The sequence below is a fragment of the Thermopolyspora flexuosa genome (genome assembly GCF_006716785.1).
GTDB classification, from domain to species: domain Bacteria; phylum Actinomycetota; class Actinomycetes; order Streptosporangiales; family Streptosporangiaceae; genus Thermopolyspora; species Thermopolyspora flexuosa.
Genome location: NZ_VFPQ01000001.1, coordinates 3,120,555 through 3,138,120, shown reverse-complemented (window position 1 = coordinate 3,138,120; position 17,566 = coordinate 3,120,555). Strand labels below are relative to the sequence as shown.

The window sequence follows — 17,566 nt, the reverse complement described above, 5'->3', positions numbered from 1 at the left end:
GTCCGCGTTCGGAGCACTTCCACACATGACGAGCAGCACCGAGGCCACCTCGAACACCCCGCAGGTAGCGGTCAACGACATCGGTTCCGAGGAGGCCTTCCTCGCCGCGATCGACGAGACCATCAAGTACTTCAACGACGGCGACATCGTCGAGGGCACGGTCGTCAAGGTCGATCGAGACGAGGTCTTGCTCGACATCGGCTACAAGACCGAGGGCGTCATCCCCTCGCGTGAACTCTCGATCAAGCACGATGTCGACCCGGCCGAGGTCGTTGAGGTCGGCGATCATATCGAGGCCCTCGTCCTCCAGAAGGAGGACAAGGAAGGCCGTCTGATCCTGTCCAAGAAGCGCGCCCAGTACGAGCGCGCCTGGGGCACGATCGAGAAGATCAAGGAAGAGGACGGCATCGTCACCGGCACCGTGATCGAGGTCGTCAAGGGCGGCCTCATCCTCGACATCGGCCTGCGGGGCTTCCTGCCGGCGTCGCTGGTCGAGATGCGCCGGGTCCGCGACCTGCAGCCGTACGTCGGCCGTGAGCTCGAGGCGAAGATCATCGAGCTGGACAAGAACCGCAACAACGTGGTTCTGTCCCGCCGCGCCTGGCTGGAGCAGACCCAGTCGGAGGTCCGGCAGACCTTCCTCAACACGCTGCAGAAGGGCCAGGTCCGCAAGGGCGTCGTCTCGTCGATCGTCAACTTCGGCGCGTTCGTCGACCTGGGCGGCGTGGACGGTCTGGTGCACGTGTCCGAGCTGTCCTGGAAGCACATCGACCACCCCTCCGAGGTCGTCGAGGTCGGCCAGGAGGTCACGGTCGAGGTCCTCGACGTCGACATGGAGCGCGAGCGCGTGTCGCTCTCGCTCAAGGCGACCCAGGAGGACCCGTGGCAGCAGTTCGCCCGGACCCACCAGATCGGGCAGGTCGTGCCCGGCCGGGTCACCAAGCTGGTGCCGTTCGGCGCGTTCGTCCGCGTCGAGGAGGGCATCGAGGGCCTCGTCCACATCTCCGAGCTGGCCGAGCGCCACGTGGAGATCCCCGAGCAGGTCGTGCAGGTCGGCGACGAGATCTTCGTCAAGATCATCGACATCGACCTGGAGCGCCGCCGCATCTCGCTCTCCCTGAAGCAGGCGAACGAGGGTGCCGTCGGCTCGGAGATCGAGTTCGACCCCACGCTGTACGGCATGGCGGCCGAGTACGACGAGCACGGCAACTACAAGTACCCCGAGGGCTTCGACCCCGAGACCGGCGAGTGGCTCCCGGGCTACGAGAAGCAGCGTGAGGAGTGGGAGCGGCAGTACGCCGAGGCCCAGGCCCGGTACGAGGCCCACAAGCGGCAGATCGAGGAGGCCCGCCGCCAGGCCGCCGAGGCCGAGGCCCAGGCCTACTCCGGCGAGTCGCAGGGTGGTGCCCTCGCCTCCGACGAGGCGCTCGCCGCGCTGCGCGAGAAGCTCTCCGGCGGCCAGAGCTGACGTCCCTCCCGGTCACGGGCCGAGCCCGCGACGCTCGGCCCGTGACCGGTGGATGGGGCGGGGCCGGACCGGCCGTCCGGACCCGGCTTCCCGCCCGTTGATCACGCCCGGTACAGTGGCCCGGTGATCCAGATCACCCGGGCGGAGCCCGCCGACGCGGGCGAGATCCTCACCGTGCAGCGGGCCGCCTACGTCACCGAGGCGCAGCTCTACGGCGACGCGTTCATCGCCCCGCTGGTCGAGTCGGAGGCGCAGCTCCGCGCGGCGATCGAGTCCGCGCTCGTGCTCAAGGCGCTCGACGGCACCCGCGTCGTCGGCGCGGTACGCGGCCGGACGCAGGACCGCACCCTGCTGGTCGGTCGCCTCGTGGTCGCCCCGGACATGCAGCGCCGCGGCATCGGCACCGCCCTGATGACCCGGCTGGAGGCCGAGGCCCCGCCCGAGGTCGAGGCGTTCGCCCTGTTCACCGGCCACCAGTCGGAGGGCAACCTGCGCCTGTACCGGCGTCTCGGCTACCGGGAGACCCATCGGGAGCGCGTGCACGACCACCTCACCCTCGTGCACCTGCGCAAGGAACGCACGCCCGCGCCCCGGTAGCGGTGCGGCCACGGCGGGCCCGCCGCCGGCGGCCGGCAGTGCCGTACCGGTGGCGCACCGCCCCCGGACGGAGCGCCCCGAGGAGAGTGGAGGTGCCGATGGCGGCGCTGAAGGTCGGGCTCACCGGCGGCATCGGCTCGGGCAAGAGCGAGGTCTCCAAGCGCCTCGCCGCGCACGGCGCGATCGTGATCGACGCCGACCGGATCGCCCGTGAGGTGGTCGAGCCGGGCACCCCCGGCCTCGCCCGCGTGGTCGAGGAGTTCGGCCCCGAGGTGCTGCGCGAGGACGGCTCGCTCGACCGGCCACGGCTCGGCTCGATCGTCTTCGCAGACCCCGAGCGCCTCGCCGCGCTCAACGCGATCGTGCACCCGCTCGTCGCCGCCCGCGCCGCCGAGCTGCAGGACGCCGCCCCGGACGACGCCATCGTCGTCTACGACGTGCCGCTGCTCGTGGAGAACGACCTGGCCGGGCAGTACGAGGTGGTGGTCGTGGTGGACGCGGCCGACGAGATTCGCGTCGACCGGCTCACCCGGCTGCGCGGCATGTCCGAGGCCGACGCCAAGGCCCGCATCGCCGCCCAGGCCACCCGCGAGGACCGGCTGCGGGTGGCCGACATCGTGATCGTCAACGAGGGCACGCTCGAGGAGCTGCAGGCCCGCGTCGACGAGGTCTGGGACGAGCTGCGGGCCCGGGCGGCGGGCCGCTGAGCCCGGCACGCCGCGCCCCGCGACCTGCGGGGTCGCGGGGCGGTCCTGGTCGTGCCGGACGGATCACCCCGGTCATCCCGAGGCGGGCGCGTGCTCCCCGTTCACCTGCGCCCGCGCGGTACGGCCGGCCTCGGTGAGCCGGGGCAGGTACTGGGCGAGCAGCAGGGTGGACAGGGCCGAGGTGTCGCCGCCCGAGGTGCGCACCACCACCGGCTGCGGCGCGGCCTCGGCGAGTTTGGCGCCCACGTCGAGCCGCCGCCGGGCGAGTTCGTACTGGAGCACCGCGCGGTTGTCCCGGTAGGCCTCGGCGAGCCGGCGCAGCGCCTTCGCCTCGTTCTCCGCGGCGGTGAGCTGGGCCCGGCCGCGCGCCTCGATCTCCCAGCGCACCCGCTGCGCCTCGGTCTCCTGCTCCTCGAGCATGCGCGCCACGTCCTTGCGCGCGGTGTTGTGCGCGGCCTTCACCTCGACGATGCGCGCGTCGCGGGTCTTCTTCGCCCGCTCGATCTCCATCAGCAGGGTGTCGATGCGCCGCCTGCGGGTCAGCTCCCACTCCCGCTCGTACGCCGCCATCTCCTTGGCCACCTTCTCCCGGGTGGCCAGGTGCTGCTGGTACTGGTCGGGGAGCTGCACGTCGGGGATGTTCGCGCCGGTGATGCGCACGCCGTACCGGCCGAGCCGCCGGTTGAGCGCCTCCTGCATGTCGCCGACGTCGGAGCCGCGCAGGTCGTGGGCGCGCTCGGTGGTGACCTGGCGGGCGCGCTGCCGGATCGCGTCCTGCACCGCGCTCGACAGCACCATGTCGAAGTTGCTCGCGCCGATGGTCCGCACGAACGCCACCGGGTCGACGATGCGGAACTTGAGGAAGAACTCGATCGCCTTCAGCGGCACGTCCTCGGCGGTCGGGCAGGAGGTGACCGGCGCGGTGTACGGGATCTCGGTGGAGGTGTCGACGACCGCGTCCACCCGGTCCCAGGGGAGCCACAGGTAGTGGCGGCCGGGGGAGAGGGTGCCGACGATCGCGCCCCACCGGCTGCGGATCCCGGTGGTGCCCTCCTCGATCTCGATGATCGCGCTGCGCCACAGCCACACGCCGGTGGCGAGCAGCAGCACGACCGCGCCGGCGGCGGCCGCCCCGGAGATCACGCCGTCGGCGAGCACCGCGGTGCCCGCGAGGTAGACGGCGAGCAGCAGCGGCGCCACCCAGGCGAAGCCCCGCCGGTCCTTGGGGATCACGACCGGGACGAGCCGGCCCTGCTCGCCGCCGCGCAGCAGCTGCCGGATCTCCGACCAGCCGGCCAGCGCCTCCTTGATCCTGGAGAACTCCTTGCTCATGCCCGCTCCTCGTTCCCGGCGGCCGCCGTGCCCGCCGTACCCGTGACTCCGCCGTCGGTGGTGCCGTCAGGGAAACCCGCGGCGACCGCGGCGGGCGCCGGCTCGTCGTCGCCGCCGCGCAGCAGCCGGTCCACCTCGGCCTGGCGCTCGGCGACCCGCCGGGAGATCTCGTCCAGCCGGGCGCGGATCGCGGAGGCCTCGGCCTCGGAGAACAGCGCCGCCTCGGCGCCGCCGATCAGCTCCTGGGCGATCGCCAGGAAGTTCACCGTGCCCTCGTCGCCGACCTGCACCACCTGCGGCAGCCGGGAGGCGACGCTCTCCAGCCGGTCGAGCACGTCCTGCTGGAAGCGGTAGTTGAGGATCTCCGGCGCGGCGGCCGCGCTCAGCGCCCGGATGTCGAGCGCCTGCGCCTCGAGCAGCGCCGCGTTCGCCTTCGCCGTGCTCTCCGCCTCCACCATGCGCTGGGCGGCGAGCGCCTTCGCCTTGTTCGACTCGCGCTCCAGCGCGGTGTCCATCTGCGCCTGGTATCCGGCGATGTCGGCCTGGATCGCCGAGAGCGTCTCCTGCAGCCCGGCGAGCTCCTTGCTCAGGTCACCCTCGTTCTGCTCCTTGCGGAGCTGCAGCTCGTACTCGTAGGTGTACGCCTCCTTCGCCACCCGGATCATCTCGGGCGCGGCGAGGTCCATGCGGTACTCGCGGCTGGACGGCTCGGCGTGGGTGATGTTCACGTCGGTGAGCCGTACCGCGGGCAGGAACTGCTGGTTGAGGCTGTCGAGCATGCCCTGGGTGCTCTCGCCCACCAGGTCGTAGATGTCCTCGGCGCGCTGGGCGTAGATGAGGCTGCGGGTCACCTCGCTCACCGCGTTCTGCAGCTTCGCCTGGAAACCGCTCACCGAGCCGAGCACGAAGATGAACTCGGCCGGGTCCTCGATGCGGAACTGCAGGAACAGGTCGACCGAGGCCTTGACGCCCTGCTGGGTGGGGGCCTCCCGGATCGGGGCGTTGAACGGGAACTCGCGGGTGGTGTTGACGATGTACGCGACCCGCTTCCACGGGTTGAACAGCGTCACCCGGCCCGGCTCGGCGACCTGCACGAGCTTGCCGAACTGGGTGATCAGCGCCTTGCAGCCGTCGGGCACCGTCACCACGCTGCGCCGCCACCACAGGAACGCGGCCGCGAGCACGAGCACGGCCCAGTACTGCGGGCCGAACAGCACGCGCACCGCGTCCGGCAGCCCGATCCCGGCCAGGCCGACCACGCCGAGGCCGGCGAGCACGGTGAGCGGCAGGACGATGCGGGCCGTCCCGCCCTTGGGGATGACCACGGGGGAGATGACGTGGATCGGCTCACCGCCGGGTCCCTGCGTCTGGTACCCGCGGTTGATCACCTCCCCGGCCTCGCCGAGCGGCGCGGTGCGCGCCTCGATCATGGTGCCCGCCGACAGCCCGTGCTGGCGGGCCGCGGCGAAGTCGCCGGGGTCGAGCCGGAACGCGGGCTCGGCGCCGCCGCCGTCGCCCCCGGCCTGCCCGGTGGCCGCCTCGAGCACGGCCTGGCGGGGGTCGGCGCCCTGGGCGACCGCCTGCGCCACCTGCTGGGCGGCGGCCGCGGCCCGGCGCGCGACTCCCTGTCGCGGTGATGTCATCGCTTCCTCACTTCGTCGGTCAGGGGGTTGGTACCGTACCGGCCGGTGCTCACAATTCGGTCGCACCGCGCTTGCGGGCCGGGACCGGACCGGCGCGGGGCGGGCCTGCGCGGCGGTGCCGGGGACGAACTGTCGGCCGGAGCGCGTAGGTTGAAAGACGTGAGGCCGGTAACCGATGTGCAGCGGAAGGTGCGGCCGTTCCAGGTCGTCACCGACATGACCCCGTCCGGCGACCAGCCGGCGGCGATCGACGAGCTGGAGCGGCGCATCAAGGCGGGCGAGAAGGACGTCGTGCTGCTCGGCGCCACGGGCACGGGCAAGACCGCGACGATCGCCTGGCTGATCGAGCGGCTGCAGCGCCCGGTGCTGGTGATGCAGCCGAACAAGACGCTCGCCGCGCAGTTCGCGAACGAGCTGCGGCAGATGCTCCCGCACAACGCGGTGGAGTACTTCGTCTCCTACTACGACTACTACCAGCCGGAGGCGTACGTCCCGCAGACCGACACCTACATCGAGAAGGACTCGTCGATCAACGACGAGGTGGACCGGCTGCGCCACTCGGCCACCACCGCGCTGCTCACCCGCCGCGACGTCGTCGTGGTCGCCTCCGTCTCGTGCATCTACGGCCTGGGCACCCCGCAGGAGTACGTCGACCAGATGCTCGCGCTCCGCGTCGGCGAGGAGATCGAGCGGGACTCGCTGCTGCGGCGGCTGGTCGAGATGCAGTACACGCGCAACGACGTGTCGTTCACCCGGGGCACCTTCCGGGTGCGCGGCGACACGATCGAGGTGATCCCGCAGTACGAGGAGCTCGCCGTCCGCATCGAGATGTTCGGCGACGAGATCGAGCGGCTGGTCACGCTCCACCCGCTCACCGGCGAGGTGCTCGGCGAGGACGAGGAGATCTACATCTTCCCGGCCTCGCACTACGTGGCGAGCCCGGAGCGCATGGAGCGGGCGATCCGCGACATCGAGGCCGAGCTCGCCGAGCGGCTCGCCGAGCTGGAACGGCAGGGCAAGCTGCTCGAGGCGCAGCGGCTGCGCATGCGCACCACCTACGACATCGAGATGATGCGGCAGGTCGGCACCTGCGCGGGCATCGAGAACTACTCGCGGCACATCGACGGCCGCCCGCCCGGCAGCCCGCCGAACACGCTGCTCGACTTCTTCCCCGAGGACTTCCTCCTGGTGATCGACGAGTCGCACCAGACCGTGCCGCAGATCGGCGCGATGTACGAGGGCGACGCCTCGCGCAAGCGCACCCTCGTCGAGCACGGCTTCCGGCTGCCGAGCGCGCTCGACAACCGGCCGCTGAAGTGGGAGGAGTTCCTCGAGCGCATCGGCCAGACGGTCTACCTGTCGGCCACCCCGGGGCCGTACGAGCTGGGGCGGGTCGGCGGCGACGTGGTCGAGCAGGTGATCCGGCCCACCGGGCTCGTCGACCCGGAGATCGTGGTGAAGCCGACCAAGGGCCAGATCGACGACCTGGTGCACGAGATCCGGGTGCGGGCCGAGCGGGACGAGCGGGTGCTCGTCACCACGCTCACCAAGAAGATGGCCGAGGACCTCACCGACTACCTGCTCGAGCTCGGCATCCGGGTGCGCTACCTGCACAGCGAGGTGGACACGCTGCGCCGGGTGGAGCTGCTGCGCGAGCTGCGCATGGGCGAGTACGACGTGCTCGTCGGCATCAACCTGCTGCGGGAGGGCCTCGACCTGCCCGAGGTGTCGCTGGTGAGCATCCTCGACGCGGACAAGGAGGGCTTCCTGCGCTCGGAGACCTCGCTCATCCAGACGATCGGCCGCGCGGCCCGGCACGTCTCCGGCCAGGTGCACATGTACGCCGACACGATCACCCCGGCGATGCAGCGGGCGATCGACGAGACCAACCGGCGCCGCGCCAAGCAGATCGCCTACAACAAGGAGCACGGCATCGACCCCAAGCCGCTGCGCAAGCGCATCGCCGACATCCTCGACCAGCTCGCCCGCGAGGACGCGGACACCGAGCGGCTGCTCGGCGGCGGCCGCACGCAGAGCCGCGGCAAGGCCCCGGTGCCGGGCGCGGCGGGACGGCTGCCCGCGGCGGGCCGGCACGCGAAGGCGATCGCGGGGGAGATGCCGCGCGCCCAGCTCGAGTCGCTGATCAAGGATCTCACCGAGCAGATGCACCAGGCCGCGGCCGACCTGCAGTTCGAGCTCGCCGCCCGGCTGCGCGACGAGATCAAGGAGCTCAAGCGGGAGCTGCGCGACATGCGCGAGGCCGGGGTGTCCTGACCGCGAAGCCGGGGTGTCCTGACCGCGAAGGGGCCCGCCGGCGGGGCGGGCCCGGGGAGTCAGGACCGGTCCTCGGCCGGGGACGCGGCCGCGGCGGCCGCCCGGCGGGCGGCACGGCGGGCGCGGATCTTCCGGATCGCCCACCAGGCGAAGACCGCGAAGAACGCCAGGGCCAGCAGGATCAGGATCGGGAGGAAGATCGCGAGCAGGCTGATGCCGAGCGATCCGGCGTCCTCGGCGGTGCTCACCACGGGCGCGCCCAGCCCGCCGGTGGTGGCGTTGACGATCGGCCGCGCCGCGACCTTGAGCGCGTGCACGGCGAGGGCGGCCACGATGCCGAGGGTCCAGCCGAGCCACGGGCGTTCGGCGAGCCAGGCCGAGCCGTCCAGCTCGGCGGCCGCCTGGGTGGCGGAGAAGACCATGCCGCCCGCGGCCGGGCGCACCGCGGTCTGGATCACGTCGTTGACGTGGTCGACCACGGGCACCTTGTCGAGCACGATCTCGGCGAGGAGCAGCACCCCGACGACCCCCAGGGCCCAGCCGCTCGACAGCCAGGCGTACTCGGGCGGCAGCCGTATCGCGTCGGTGAAGTGGGCGAGCACGCCGACGACGAGCACGGGAATGTAGGCGTTGAGGCCGGCCGCGGTGGACAGGCCGAGCCCGGTCAGGGCCTCGAACATCGCACCTCCTGGTCGGTTTTGCCCGTGGGGACCACGATGCCGGTGTCCGGCGCCCCGCGTGCGGGATTGCGGGGATCGCGGCCGATTCGTGTCCGGCCGGTGCCCGCCCCGGCCTCCGGTTCCGGCGCCGGCCGCCGCGCCGTGTCGCGGTACCGTGTCGCGGCGCCCGGCGATGATCCCAGGGCACGGCGCGCGCTCGCGGGTGCCCGCGGCGCTCGGCGGGAGCGCCGCCGCGGCCTCCGGAGGCGGGCGCGGCGTCCGATCCCGGCGTTCCGGCCGCGGCCTCAGGGCAGGGGCGATCGCGGTGTGGGCTCGCCGGGCACGGCGGCGGCGTCACGGCCGCACCGCCGGGCCGTACCGCCCGGCGGTGCCGTACAGTGCCGCCCGGTCATCTCGCCCGGTGCGGTGCCCTGCCGCGGCGGACCGCTACGGGCGCGATCCGGCGGGCTCGGTCACACCGTGTCCGGGCGCGCGGCCGCACACCGGGGTGCGATCACAAGGGCCCGCCGTCCGGGGTCACTGCCGGGTGAGCTCCTCCAGGACGCCGGGAGGAAGGGGGAGGTCGTCCAGGCCGGGCCGGTGCCCGGACGCCCTGTCGGGGGGGCGGTGCCAGCCCTCGCCCGGCGTGTAGACGCGGACCACCCGGGCCGGGACGCCCGCGAGCACGCAGTGGTCGGGGAACTGCCCGCGGACGACCGCGCCCCCCGCGACCACCGACTGGCGGCCGATCCGGGTGCCGGGCAGGATGATCGCGCCCGCGCCGAGCCAGGAGCCCGATCCGATGGAGACCGGGTTGTTCCGCGGCCACTGGCGGCCGATCGGCTGCTCGGGGTCGTCGTAGGAGTGGTTCTGGTCGGTGATGTAGACGTACGGCCCGGTGAACACGTGGTCGCCGATCTCGATCGACTGGTGTCCGACGATGTGGCTGCCCCGCCCGATCGAGCAGCCCGCGCCGATCCGGACGATCGGATCGGGGCCGAGGTCGAGACCCGGGGTCATGCCGGCCGACAGCGAGACGCGCTCGCCGATGAGGGAGTGGTCGCCGATCTCGATCCACTCCTCGCCGAAGATCGCACCGACCGGGAAGGCGATGCAGGCGCCCTCGCCGAGCCGGCGGAAGCGATACCCGGCGGGGTTGGCCGGGCTGATGGCCCCGGCCGCGCGGACGGCGGCCCACCCCTTGTGGATCAGGTGGCCGGTGGCGCGGCGCAGAGCGGCACGCAGTGACATATCGCGAAAAGTTACCGCTTGGTCAGTAAAGTCGGGAACGCTGGGTCCCGCCAGACCATGATTCCGCCCGTGCGGCACCGGCGGCCGGACACCGGAACCCGCGCCCGCACAGGCGTTCCCGCCCGCCGCATGCCCCGAGATGACCCAATCTGTCCGGTATGTCGGATACGTGGTTACTGTTCCGGCGCTTCGCGAGCGGGGTTTGATATCCTGAGAGCCCGTGGACAGCGCGCTGAGTCAGTCAGACCGGCCGCCACACTTCGGACCACGGGAGCCCATGTGCGCAGCGCCGCAAACACCAAGCATCTGTTCGTCACCGGCGGCGTCGCCTCAAGTCTCGGAAAGGGCCTGACGGCCTCCAGCCTTGGCCGCCTGCTCAAGCTCCGCGGCCTGCGGGTCACGATGCAGAAGCTCGACCCGTACCTCAACGTCGACCCCGGCACGATGAACCCGTTCCAGCACGGGGAGGTGTTCGTCACCGACGACGGGGCCGAGACCGACCTCGACATCGGCCACTACGAGCGCTTCCTCGACACCGAGCTGCACGGGTCGGCGAACGTCACCACCGGACAGGTGTACTCCAACGTGATCGCCAAGGAGCGGCGCGGGGAGTACCTGGGCGACACCGTGCAGGTGATCCCGCACATCACCAACGAGATCAAGGAACGCATCCGGGCGATGGCCGGTCCCGACGTGGACGTGGTCATCACCGAGGTCGGCGGCACGGTCGGGGACATCGAGTCGCTGCCGTTCCTCGAGGCGGTACGGCAGGTCCGCCACGAGGTGGGCCGCGACAACGTGTTCTTCCTCCACGTGTCGCTGCTGCCGTACATCGGCCCGAGCGGGGAGCTGAAGACCAAGCCCACCCAGCACTCGGTCGCGGCGCTGCGCAGCATCGGCATCCAGCCCGACGCGATCGTGTGCCGCTCGGACCGCCCGATCCCGCAGAGCCTCAAGCGCAAGATCAGCCTCATGTGCGACGTCGACGAGGAGGCCGTGGTCTCCGCGGTCGACGCCGCGAGCATCTACGACATCCCCAAGGTGCTGCACGCCGAGGGCCTCGACGCCTACGTGGTGCGCCGCCTCGGCCTGCCGTTCCGCGACGTGAACTGGGCCGAGTGGGACGACCTGCTGCGCCGGGTGCACCGGCCCGCCCACGAGGTGACGATCGCGCTCGTTGGCAAGTACATCGACCTGCCCGACGCCTACCTGTCGGTCACCGAGGCGCTGCGCGCGGGCGGGTTCGCCGTGGACGCGCGGGTGAACATCCGCTGGGTCAAGAGCGACGACTGCGAGACCCCGGAGGGCGCGGCCCGCGAGCTCGACGGCGTCGACGGCGTGCTCATCCCCGGCGGCTTCGGGGTGCGCGGCATCGAGGGCAAGGTCGGCGCGGTCCGGCACGCCCGGGAGAACGGCATCCCGCTGCTCGGCATCTGCCTCGGCATGCAGTGCATGGTGATCGAGGCGGCCCGCAACCTCGCCGGCATCGAGGGCGCGAACAGCACCGAGTTCGACCCGGACGCCCCGCACCCGGTCATCTCCACCATGGCCGACCAGCGGGACGTCGTCGCCGGCCAGCGCGACATGGGCGGCACCATGCGGCTCGGCCTCTACCCGGCCAAGCTCGCCGAGGGCAGCCTCGCCCGCCGGCTGTACGGCAAGGCCGAGGTGTCCGAGCGGCACCGGCACCGCTACGAGGTGAACAACGCCTACCGGGAGACGCTGGAGAAGGTCGGCATGGTCTTCTCCGGGACCTCGCCGGACGGCCGCCTCGTCGAGTACGCCGAGCTGCCGCCGGAGATCCACCCGTTCTTCATCGGCACCCAGGCCCATCCGGAGTTCCGGTCCCGGCCGACCCGTCCCCACCCGCTGTTCCGCGGGCTGGTGACCGCGGCCCTGGCGTACGCGCAGAGCCGCGAGGCCGCGGTGAAGGCGGGGCAGGGGCGGTGACGGCCAGGCCCGGCGATCGCGGATCCGGTTCCGCGCCGAAGCTCACCCCGGACGACGTCGTCGACGTGCCCGAGTCCTGGGAGGTGGTCGCCTCCAAGGACCGGTTCCAGGCCCGGGTGATCTCGGTCCGCACCGACAGCGTGACCATGCCCGAGGGCGAGCCCGCCGAGCGCGACTACGTGCTGCACCCCGGCTCGGTCGCCGTGGTCGCGCTCGACGACGCGGGCCGGGTGCTGCTGCTGCGGCAGTACCGCCACCCGGTACGGCGGCTGCTGTGGGAGATCCCGGCCGGGCTGCGCGACGTCGCGGGCGAGTCGCTGCTCGACAACGCGCGGCGCGAGCTCGCCGAGGAGGCCGGCTACCGCGCCGCCACCTGGCACACCCTGGTCGACCTGTTCACCTCGCCCGGCATGGCGAACGAGCGCATGCGCATCTTCCTCGCCCGGGACGTGGAGCCGATCCCCGACGGGGAGTTCGCGCACGAGCGCCGGCACGAGGAGATCGACATGCCGGTGGTGTGGGTGCCGCTCGAGGAGGCCGTCGCGAAGGCGTTGTCCGGAAAGATCCACAATTCCCAGGCGGTGGCGGGTATCCTCGCCGCGTACGCTGCCTCGGCCGGCGGCTTCGCCGATCTGCGGCCCGCCGACGCCCCGGAGGACTGACCCCGCGCGCCGGCACGCGCGGGGCGCACCCCCGCCCCGGGCGTCCCCCGTGCCGGGGCCCGAGTCTGGTGAATCGGCATGACGGGAGGTCACGCCCTGGACGCGCACGCCGACGCCGACGCCGTGCTGGCGGAGTACCTCACCCATCTCGCCACGGAACGCGGCCTCGCCGCGAACACGCTCGCGTCCTACCGGCGTGACCTGCGGCGCTACCTGGAGTACCTGGAGGAGCGGGGCCGGCGCAGCCTCGCCGAGGTGAGCGAGGATGACGTGGCCGCGTTCCTCGACGCGCTGCGCGCGGGCGACGAGCGGCACCGCGCGCTCTGCGACGGGTCGGCGGCCCGGGCCGCGTCGGCGGTGCGCGGGCTGCACCGGTTCGCGGTGCGCGAGGGGCTCGCCTCCCACGACCCGGCCGGGCGGGTGCGACCGCCGCGGCGGCCGCGCCGTACCCCGCGGGCGATCGGCGCGGGCGAGGTCGAGCGGCTGCTCGCCGCGCTGGGCCCCGAGGACGCGCCGCTCACGCTGCGCAACCGGGCGCTGCTCGAGGTGCTGTACGGCACCGGCGCGCGGATCTCCGAGGTGGTCGGGCTCGCCGTCGACGACGTGGAGCTCGGCGACGACGGCGCCGGGGACGGGGGCGAGCGGCGCACCACCGGCGTGGAGCGGGTACGGCTGCGCGGCGCGGGCGGCCGCACCCGCGCGGTGCCGCTCGGCCGGTCCGCGCGCGACGCCCTGCGCGCCTACCTCACCCGGGCGCGGCCGGCGATCGCCGCGCACGGCCGTGGCCGCGGCACCCACGCGCTCTTCCTCAACGCCCGAGGCGGCCGGCTCACCCGGCAGGGCGCCTGGGGGGTGCTCCAGGCGGCGGCCGAGCGCGCCGGCCTCGGCGGCATCTCGCCGCACATGCTGCGGCACTCGTTCGCCGCCCGGCTCATCGACGGCGGCGCGGATGTCAGAGTTGTCCGGGAACTCCTCGGCCTCGCCTCGGTAAGCACGGCACAGGTCTACACTTTGGTCTCGGTCGACTAGTTCCGGGACGTTCACGCTCTCGAGCGCCGCGGAGCCGTCGCCCGCCGGACCGAACTTTGGCGTTACCGGGCGAGTCGCCTTGCCGCATACATGCTGACCCCATAGTGTCCGTCCGGACGGTCCGTTTCGGGGCTGTCAGGGAGGTTCATCTGGTGACAACGACGACGACCCACGAAACTCCCCTGGGGGCCACTCCCGAGGGAACCTGGGCTGACGCCTCCGGGCAGGTGCTCGGGCCCACGGGGCGGCCGCGTCCGGTCTTCCCGGAGCCGGTGCCGCCGACCACCCACGGCCCGGCCCGGGTGGTCGCCATGGTCAACCAGAAGGGCGGCGTCGGCAAGACGACGACCACCATCAACCTCGGCGCGGCGCTCGCCGAGGTCGGGCAGAAGGTGCTGCTGGTCGACTTCGACCCGCAGGGCGCCCTGTCGGTGGGGCTGGGCATCGACCCCCGCCCGCTGGAGGTGACGGTCTACGACCTCATCATGGAGGAGGCGGACGTCACCACCGACAACGTCCTGCTCCAGACCAGCGTGGAGAACATGGACCTGTTGCCCAGCAACATCTTCCTCTCCGGAGCGGAGATCCGGCTGGTCAACGAGGTCGCCCGCGAGTACGCGCTGGCCCGGGCCCTGGAGCCGCTCATCCCGCACTACGACATCTGCCTGATCGACTGCCAGCCGTCGCTCGGCCTGCTCACGGTCAACGCGCTCACCGCGGCGCACAGCGTGATCATCCCGCTGGAGTGCGAGTTCTTCGCGCTGCGCGGCGTGGCGCTGCTGATGGAGTCGATCAACAAGGTCAAGGAGCGGCTCAACAAGAACCTCGAGATCGACGGCCTCCTCGCCACCATGTACGACCCGCGCACGCTGCACGCGCGTGAGGTGCTGCAGACGATCATGCAGGGGTTCGGCGACAAGGTCTTCCACACCGTGATCAACCGCACCGTGCGGTTCCCGGACGCCACGCTCGCCGGCGAGCCGATCACCCAGTTCGACCCGGCGTCGCTGGGCGCGGCCGCCTACCGCGAGCTCGCCCGGGAGCTGCTCGCCCGCTGGCCCAAGCGGGAGTGACCGCCGTGGCCGCGCGCGGCGAGCGGCGCCGCCGCGCGGCGATGTGCGGGAGAATGGTGCGGTGACCGCGCAGCAGGAGACCACACGGGAGACGGCCGAGGGTTTCCAGGTTCACCTGGAGGTCTTCGAGGGGCCGTTCGACCTGCTGCTGAGCCTGATCTCCAAGCACAAGCTCGACATCACCGAGGTCTCCCTCCACCAGGTCACCGACGAGTTCATCGCGTACATCCGCTCCCGCGGGCCGGACTGGGACCTGGACCAGGCGAGCCACTTCCTGCTCGTCGCCGCCACCCTGCTCGACCTCAAGGCGGCGCGGCTGCTGCCGAGCGGCGAGGTGGAGGACGAGGAGGACCTCGCCCTGCTCGAGGCCCGCGACCTGCTGTTCGCCCGGCTGCTGCAGTACCGGGCGTACAAGGAGGTCGCCAAGGTGTTCGCCGTCCGCATGGCCGAGGAGGCGCTGCGGTATCCCCGGCAGGTGCCGATGGAGCCGCACTTCGCCGGGCTGCTGCCCGAGCTCGTGCTCGGCGTCGGCCCGGAGGGCCTCGCCCGGATCGCCGCGCGGGCGTTCACGCCGAAGAAGCCGCCCACCGTCTCCACCGAGCACATTTATCAACCGCGGGCGAGCGTCCGCGAGCAGGCGGCTATCCTGGTGGAACGGCTCAGGCGGGTGCGCAAGGCCACCTTCCGCGCCCTCATCTCCGACTGCGCGGGCATCCACGAGGTCGTCGCACGCTTCCTCGCGGTGCTGGAGCTGTACCGTGAGGCGGCCGTCGCCTTCGAACAGCTCGAACCGCTCGGGGAGCTGCACGTGATCTGGACCGGCGGCGACGACGGCGAGGTGGCGGTGACCGACGACTACGACGAGGGCCCCGCCGGCGGCGAGCGAACCCCCGTTGCGGAAGGCGGAGAGACCACCGATGACTGATCCGGATCCCGCCCCGGGCGCCGGCGCGCCCGATGCCACGGACGGCCGGACCGGCGACGCCGTACCGGACACGGCCCGCGAGGCCGACGCCGGCGGCGCTCCGGACCCCGTGGAGCGGCCCGAGCCGAGCCTGCGGGCCGCGCTCGAGGCGATCCTCATGGTCGTGGACGAGCCGGTGGACACGGTGACCCTCGCCCAGGTGCTGGAGCGCCCCACCGGCGAGGTGGACGCGCTGCTGCGCGAGCTGTCGGCGGAATACACCGCGGCCGGCCGGGGTTTCGACCTCAGAGAGGTCGCCGGCGGCTGGCGGTTCTACACGCGGGCCGAATGCGCCCCCTACGTCGAACGTTTCGTCCGGGACGGCCGTACGGCACGGCTCACCCAGGCGGCGCTCGAGACCCTCGCGGTCGTCGCCTACCGCCAGCCCGTGAGCCGGGCCCGGGTGGCCGCGATCCGCGGGGTGAACAGCGACGGCGTGATGCGCACGCTGGTCGCGCGCGGCCTGGTCGAGGAGGCCGGGACCGACCCGGAGACCGGGGCCGTGCTGTACCGCACCACCAACTACTTCCTGGAACGGCTGGGCCTGCGCAGCCTGGACGAGCTTCCCGAGCTCGCCCCGTTCCTCCCCGACGACATCGAAAGCCTTGAGGAGCAGAGACAGTGAGCAAGAGGCGTGGCACCCCGTCCGGTGATGGACGCGGTGACGGGCGCGCCCGAGGCCACGGCACCGGCCGTGGCGGCGACCCGCGCCGCACAGCAGACGGCCGCGGCACCCGCGGCGGCCCGGGCGGCGTCCGGGGCGACGCGCGCACGGGCCGCACGCGCGGGGAGGAGGCCCGCGGCCGGGAGACCGGCCGCCCCGCGACCGGCCTGCGCGCCCGGTACGGCCGCTCCCGCGACCGCGAGACCGCGGCGGACGACCGCGCGCGGCGGCCGTACGGCGGCGACCGGAACGAGCGGGACCGGGGCCCGCGGGCCCGCGGGGACCGCGGCGCGGACCGGCGCCGCGGCCGCTTCGGCGACGACGCGGTGACCACGGTCGGCGGCGGCTCCCGGGAGCGCGGCGGCGCGCCGCGCCCGGCCCGGCCGGCGACCGTGCGTGCCCGGTTCGGCCGCTCCGCCGACCGGGACCGGGACCGCGGCCGCGACATCGAGGTCGAGCTCGACCTGCCGGACGACGACGATGACTTCCCCGAGGACCGGCCCGAGGAGCGGGACACCACCGAGGTGCCCGGCGGCGTGCGGCTGCAGAAGGTGCTCGCCGCGGCCGGCGTGGCGAGCCGCCGCGCCTGCGAGCAGCTGATCGGCGAGGGCCGGGTCACCGTCGACGGCCAGGTGGTGCGCCGCTTCGGCGCCCGGGTCGACCCCGCCCGCCAGGTGATCCACGTCGACGGCAAGCGCATCCCGACCAACACCGAGCTGGCCTACTACGCGTTCAACAAGCCGATCGGCGTGATCAGCACGATGTCCGACCCGCTGGGCCGGCCGACGATCGCCGACTACGTCGCCGACCTGCCGTACCGGCTGTTCCACGTGGGCCGCCTCGACACCGAGACCGAGGGCCTGATCCTGCTCACCAACGACGGCGAGCTCGCCCACCGGCTCACCCACCCCCGCTACGGGGTGCGGAAGAAGTACCTGGCGAAGGTGCCCGGCCCGGTGCCGCGCAAGGTGGTCCGGTGGCTCCTGCAGGGCGTCGAGCTCGAGGACGGCATCGCCAGGGCCGACCAGTTCAGGGTGGTCCAGGTGCACGGCGACCTCGCGCTCGTGGAGATCACGCTGCACGAGGGCCGTAAGCACATCGTGCGGCGGATGATGGAGGAGGTCGGCCACCGGGTCATCGACCTGGCCCGCATCGAGTTCGGGCCGGTGAGGCTGGGACGGCTGAAGCCGGGTACGATCCGTTCCCTGACGGTGACCGAAATAGGTGAACTGTACGCCGCCGTCGGTTTGTAGTCCGCCGTTTTCCCGGGGCGGCCGGGCCGGCCGCCCCGCG

At 72.8% G+C, this 17,566-nt stretch carries 15 protein-coding genes; 11 read left to right on the top strand and 4 right to left on the bottom strand.

Going from position 1 to position 17,566, the window contains the following annotated elements:
- Positions 1 to 25 precede the first annotated feature (25 nt).
- From rpsA to coaE, 3 genes are all read left to right on the top strand, one after another.
- A complete protein-coding gene (gene rpsA, locus FHX40_RS13270; RefSeq protein ID WP_142259897.1) occupies positions 26 to 1,468 on the top strand; it encodes a 30S ribosomal protein S1 in 1,443 nt (480 codons plus the stop codon).
- Positions 1,469 to 1,591: 123 nt separating this feature from the next.
- Positions 1,592 to 2,065, top strand: a complete 474-nt coding sequence (locus FHX40_RS13265) for a GNAT family N-acetyltransferase (protein WP_142259896.1) — start codon at positions 1,592 to 1,594, stop codon at positions 2,063 to 2,065.
- Positions 2,066 to 2,163: 98 nt separating this feature from the next.
- Entirely contained in the window at positions 2,164 to 2,772 is a 609-nt protein-coding gene (gene coaE, locus FHX40_RS13260) for a dephospho-CoA kinase (protein WP_142259895.1), read from the top strand.
- 72 nt (positions 2,773 to 2,844) lie between these two features.
- Here coaE and FHX40_RS13255 read toward each other — a convergent pair whose 3' ends face one another.
- Positions 2,845 to 4,104 (bottom strand): SPFH domain-containing protein, encoded by a 1,260-nt coding sequence (locus FHX40_RS13255; protein WP_142259894.1) that lies wholly within the window; start codon positions 4,102 to 4,104, stop codon positions 2,845 to 2,847.
- Entirely contained in the window at positions 4,101 to 5,747 is a 1,647-nt protein-coding gene (locus FHX40_RS13250) for an SPFH domain-containing protein (RefSeq protein WP_142259893.1), read from the bottom strand. Before FHX40_RS13250 ends, FHX40_RS13255 begins: the two co-directional genes overlap by 4 nt.
- 159 nt (positions 5,748 to 5,906) lie before the next feature.
- On the opposite strand from FHX40_RS13250, the gene uvrB reads away from it, so the two are divergent.
- Positions 5,907 to 8,021: an excinuclease ABC subunit UvrB gene (gene uvrB, locus FHX40_RS13245; protein ID WP_142259892.1), complete on the top strand. Its 2,115-nt coding sequence runs from the start codon at positions 5,907 to 5,909 to the stop codon at positions 8,019 to 8,021.
- 59 nt (positions 8,022 to 8,080) lie between these two features.
- Here the strand turns inward: uvrB and FHX40_RS13240 are convergent, their stop codons facing one another.
- The gene (locus FHX40_RS13240; RefSeq protein ID WP_142259891.1) at positions 8,081 to 8,701 is read right to left on the bottom strand and encodes a DUF4126 domain-containing protein; all 621 of its coding nucleotides are present in this window, start codon (positions 8,699 to 8,701) and stop codon (positions 8,081 to 8,083) included.
- Positions 8,702 to 9,217: 516 nt separating this feature from the next.
- Positions 9,218 to 9,931 (bottom strand): acyltransferase, encoded by a 714-nt coding sequence (locus FHX40_RS13235; protein ID WP_142259890.1) that lies wholly within the window; start codon positions 9,929 to 9,931, stop codon positions 9,218 to 9,220.
- Between the two features lie 279 nt (positions 9,932 to 10,210).
- On the opposite strand from FHX40_RS13235, the gene FHX40_RS13230 reads away from it, so the two are divergent.
- The 7 genes from FHX40_RS13230 to FHX40_RS13200 all read left to right on the top strand — a co-directional run bounded on the left by FHX40_RS13230 (position 10,211) and on the right by FHX40_RS13200 (position 17,526).
- On the top strand, positions 10,211 to 11,881 hold the full coding sequence (locus tag FHX40_RS13230) for a CTP synthase (protein WP_142259889.1): 1,671 nt from the start codon (positions 10,211 to 10,213) through the stop codon (positions 11,879 to 11,881).
- Positions 11,878 to 12,543, top strand: coding sequence for an NUDIX domain-containing protein (locus FHX40_RS13225; RefSeq protein WP_142259888.1), 666 nt, complete (start codon positions 11,878 to 11,880; stop codon positions 12,541 to 12,543). Before FHX40_RS13230 ends, FHX40_RS13225 begins: the two co-directional genes overlap by 4 nt.
- 78 nt (positions 12,544 to 12,621) lie before the next feature.
- Positions 12,622 to 13,572 carry a tyrosine recombinase gene (locus FHX40_RS13220; protein ID WP_142259887.1) on the top strand — a complete coding sequence of 317 codons (951 nt, stop codon included), beginning with the start codon at positions 12,622 to 12,624 and terminating at the stop codon, positions 13,570 to 13,572.
- A gap of 182 nt (positions 13,573 to 13,754) precedes the next feature.
- Positions 13,755 to 14,645 carry a ParA family protein gene (locus FHX40_RS13215; RefSeq protein WP_373286870.1) on the top strand — a complete coding sequence of 297 codons (891 nt, stop codon included), beginning with the start codon at positions 13,755 to 13,757 and terminating at the stop codon, positions 14,643 to 14,645.
- A 61-nt stretch (positions 14,646 to 14,706) separates the two neighbouring features.
- Positions 14,707 to 15,570 carry a segregation and condensation protein A gene (locus FHX40_RS13210; protein WP_142259886.1) on the top strand — a complete coding sequence of 288 codons (864 nt, stop codon included), beginning with the start codon at positions 14,707 to 14,709 and terminating at the stop codon, positions 15,568 to 15,570.
- On the top strand, positions 15,563 to 16,234 hold the full coding sequence (gene scpB, locus FHX40_RS13205) for an SMC-Scp complex subunit ScpB (protein ID WP_142259885.1): 672 nt from the start codon (positions 15,563 to 15,565) through the stop codon (positions 16,232 to 16,234). The genes FHX40_RS13210 and scpB overlap by 8 nt, the downstream gene beginning before the upstream one ends.
- Positions 16,231 to 17,526, top strand: a complete 1,296-nt coding sequence (locus FHX40_RS13200) for a pseudouridine synthase (RefSeq protein WP_142259884.1) — start codon at positions 16,231 to 16,233, stop codon at positions 17,524 to 17,526. Before scpB ends, FHX40_RS13200 begins: the two co-directional genes overlap by 4 nt.
- The last annotated feature ends 40 nt before the right edge of the window (positions 17,527 to 17,566 follow it).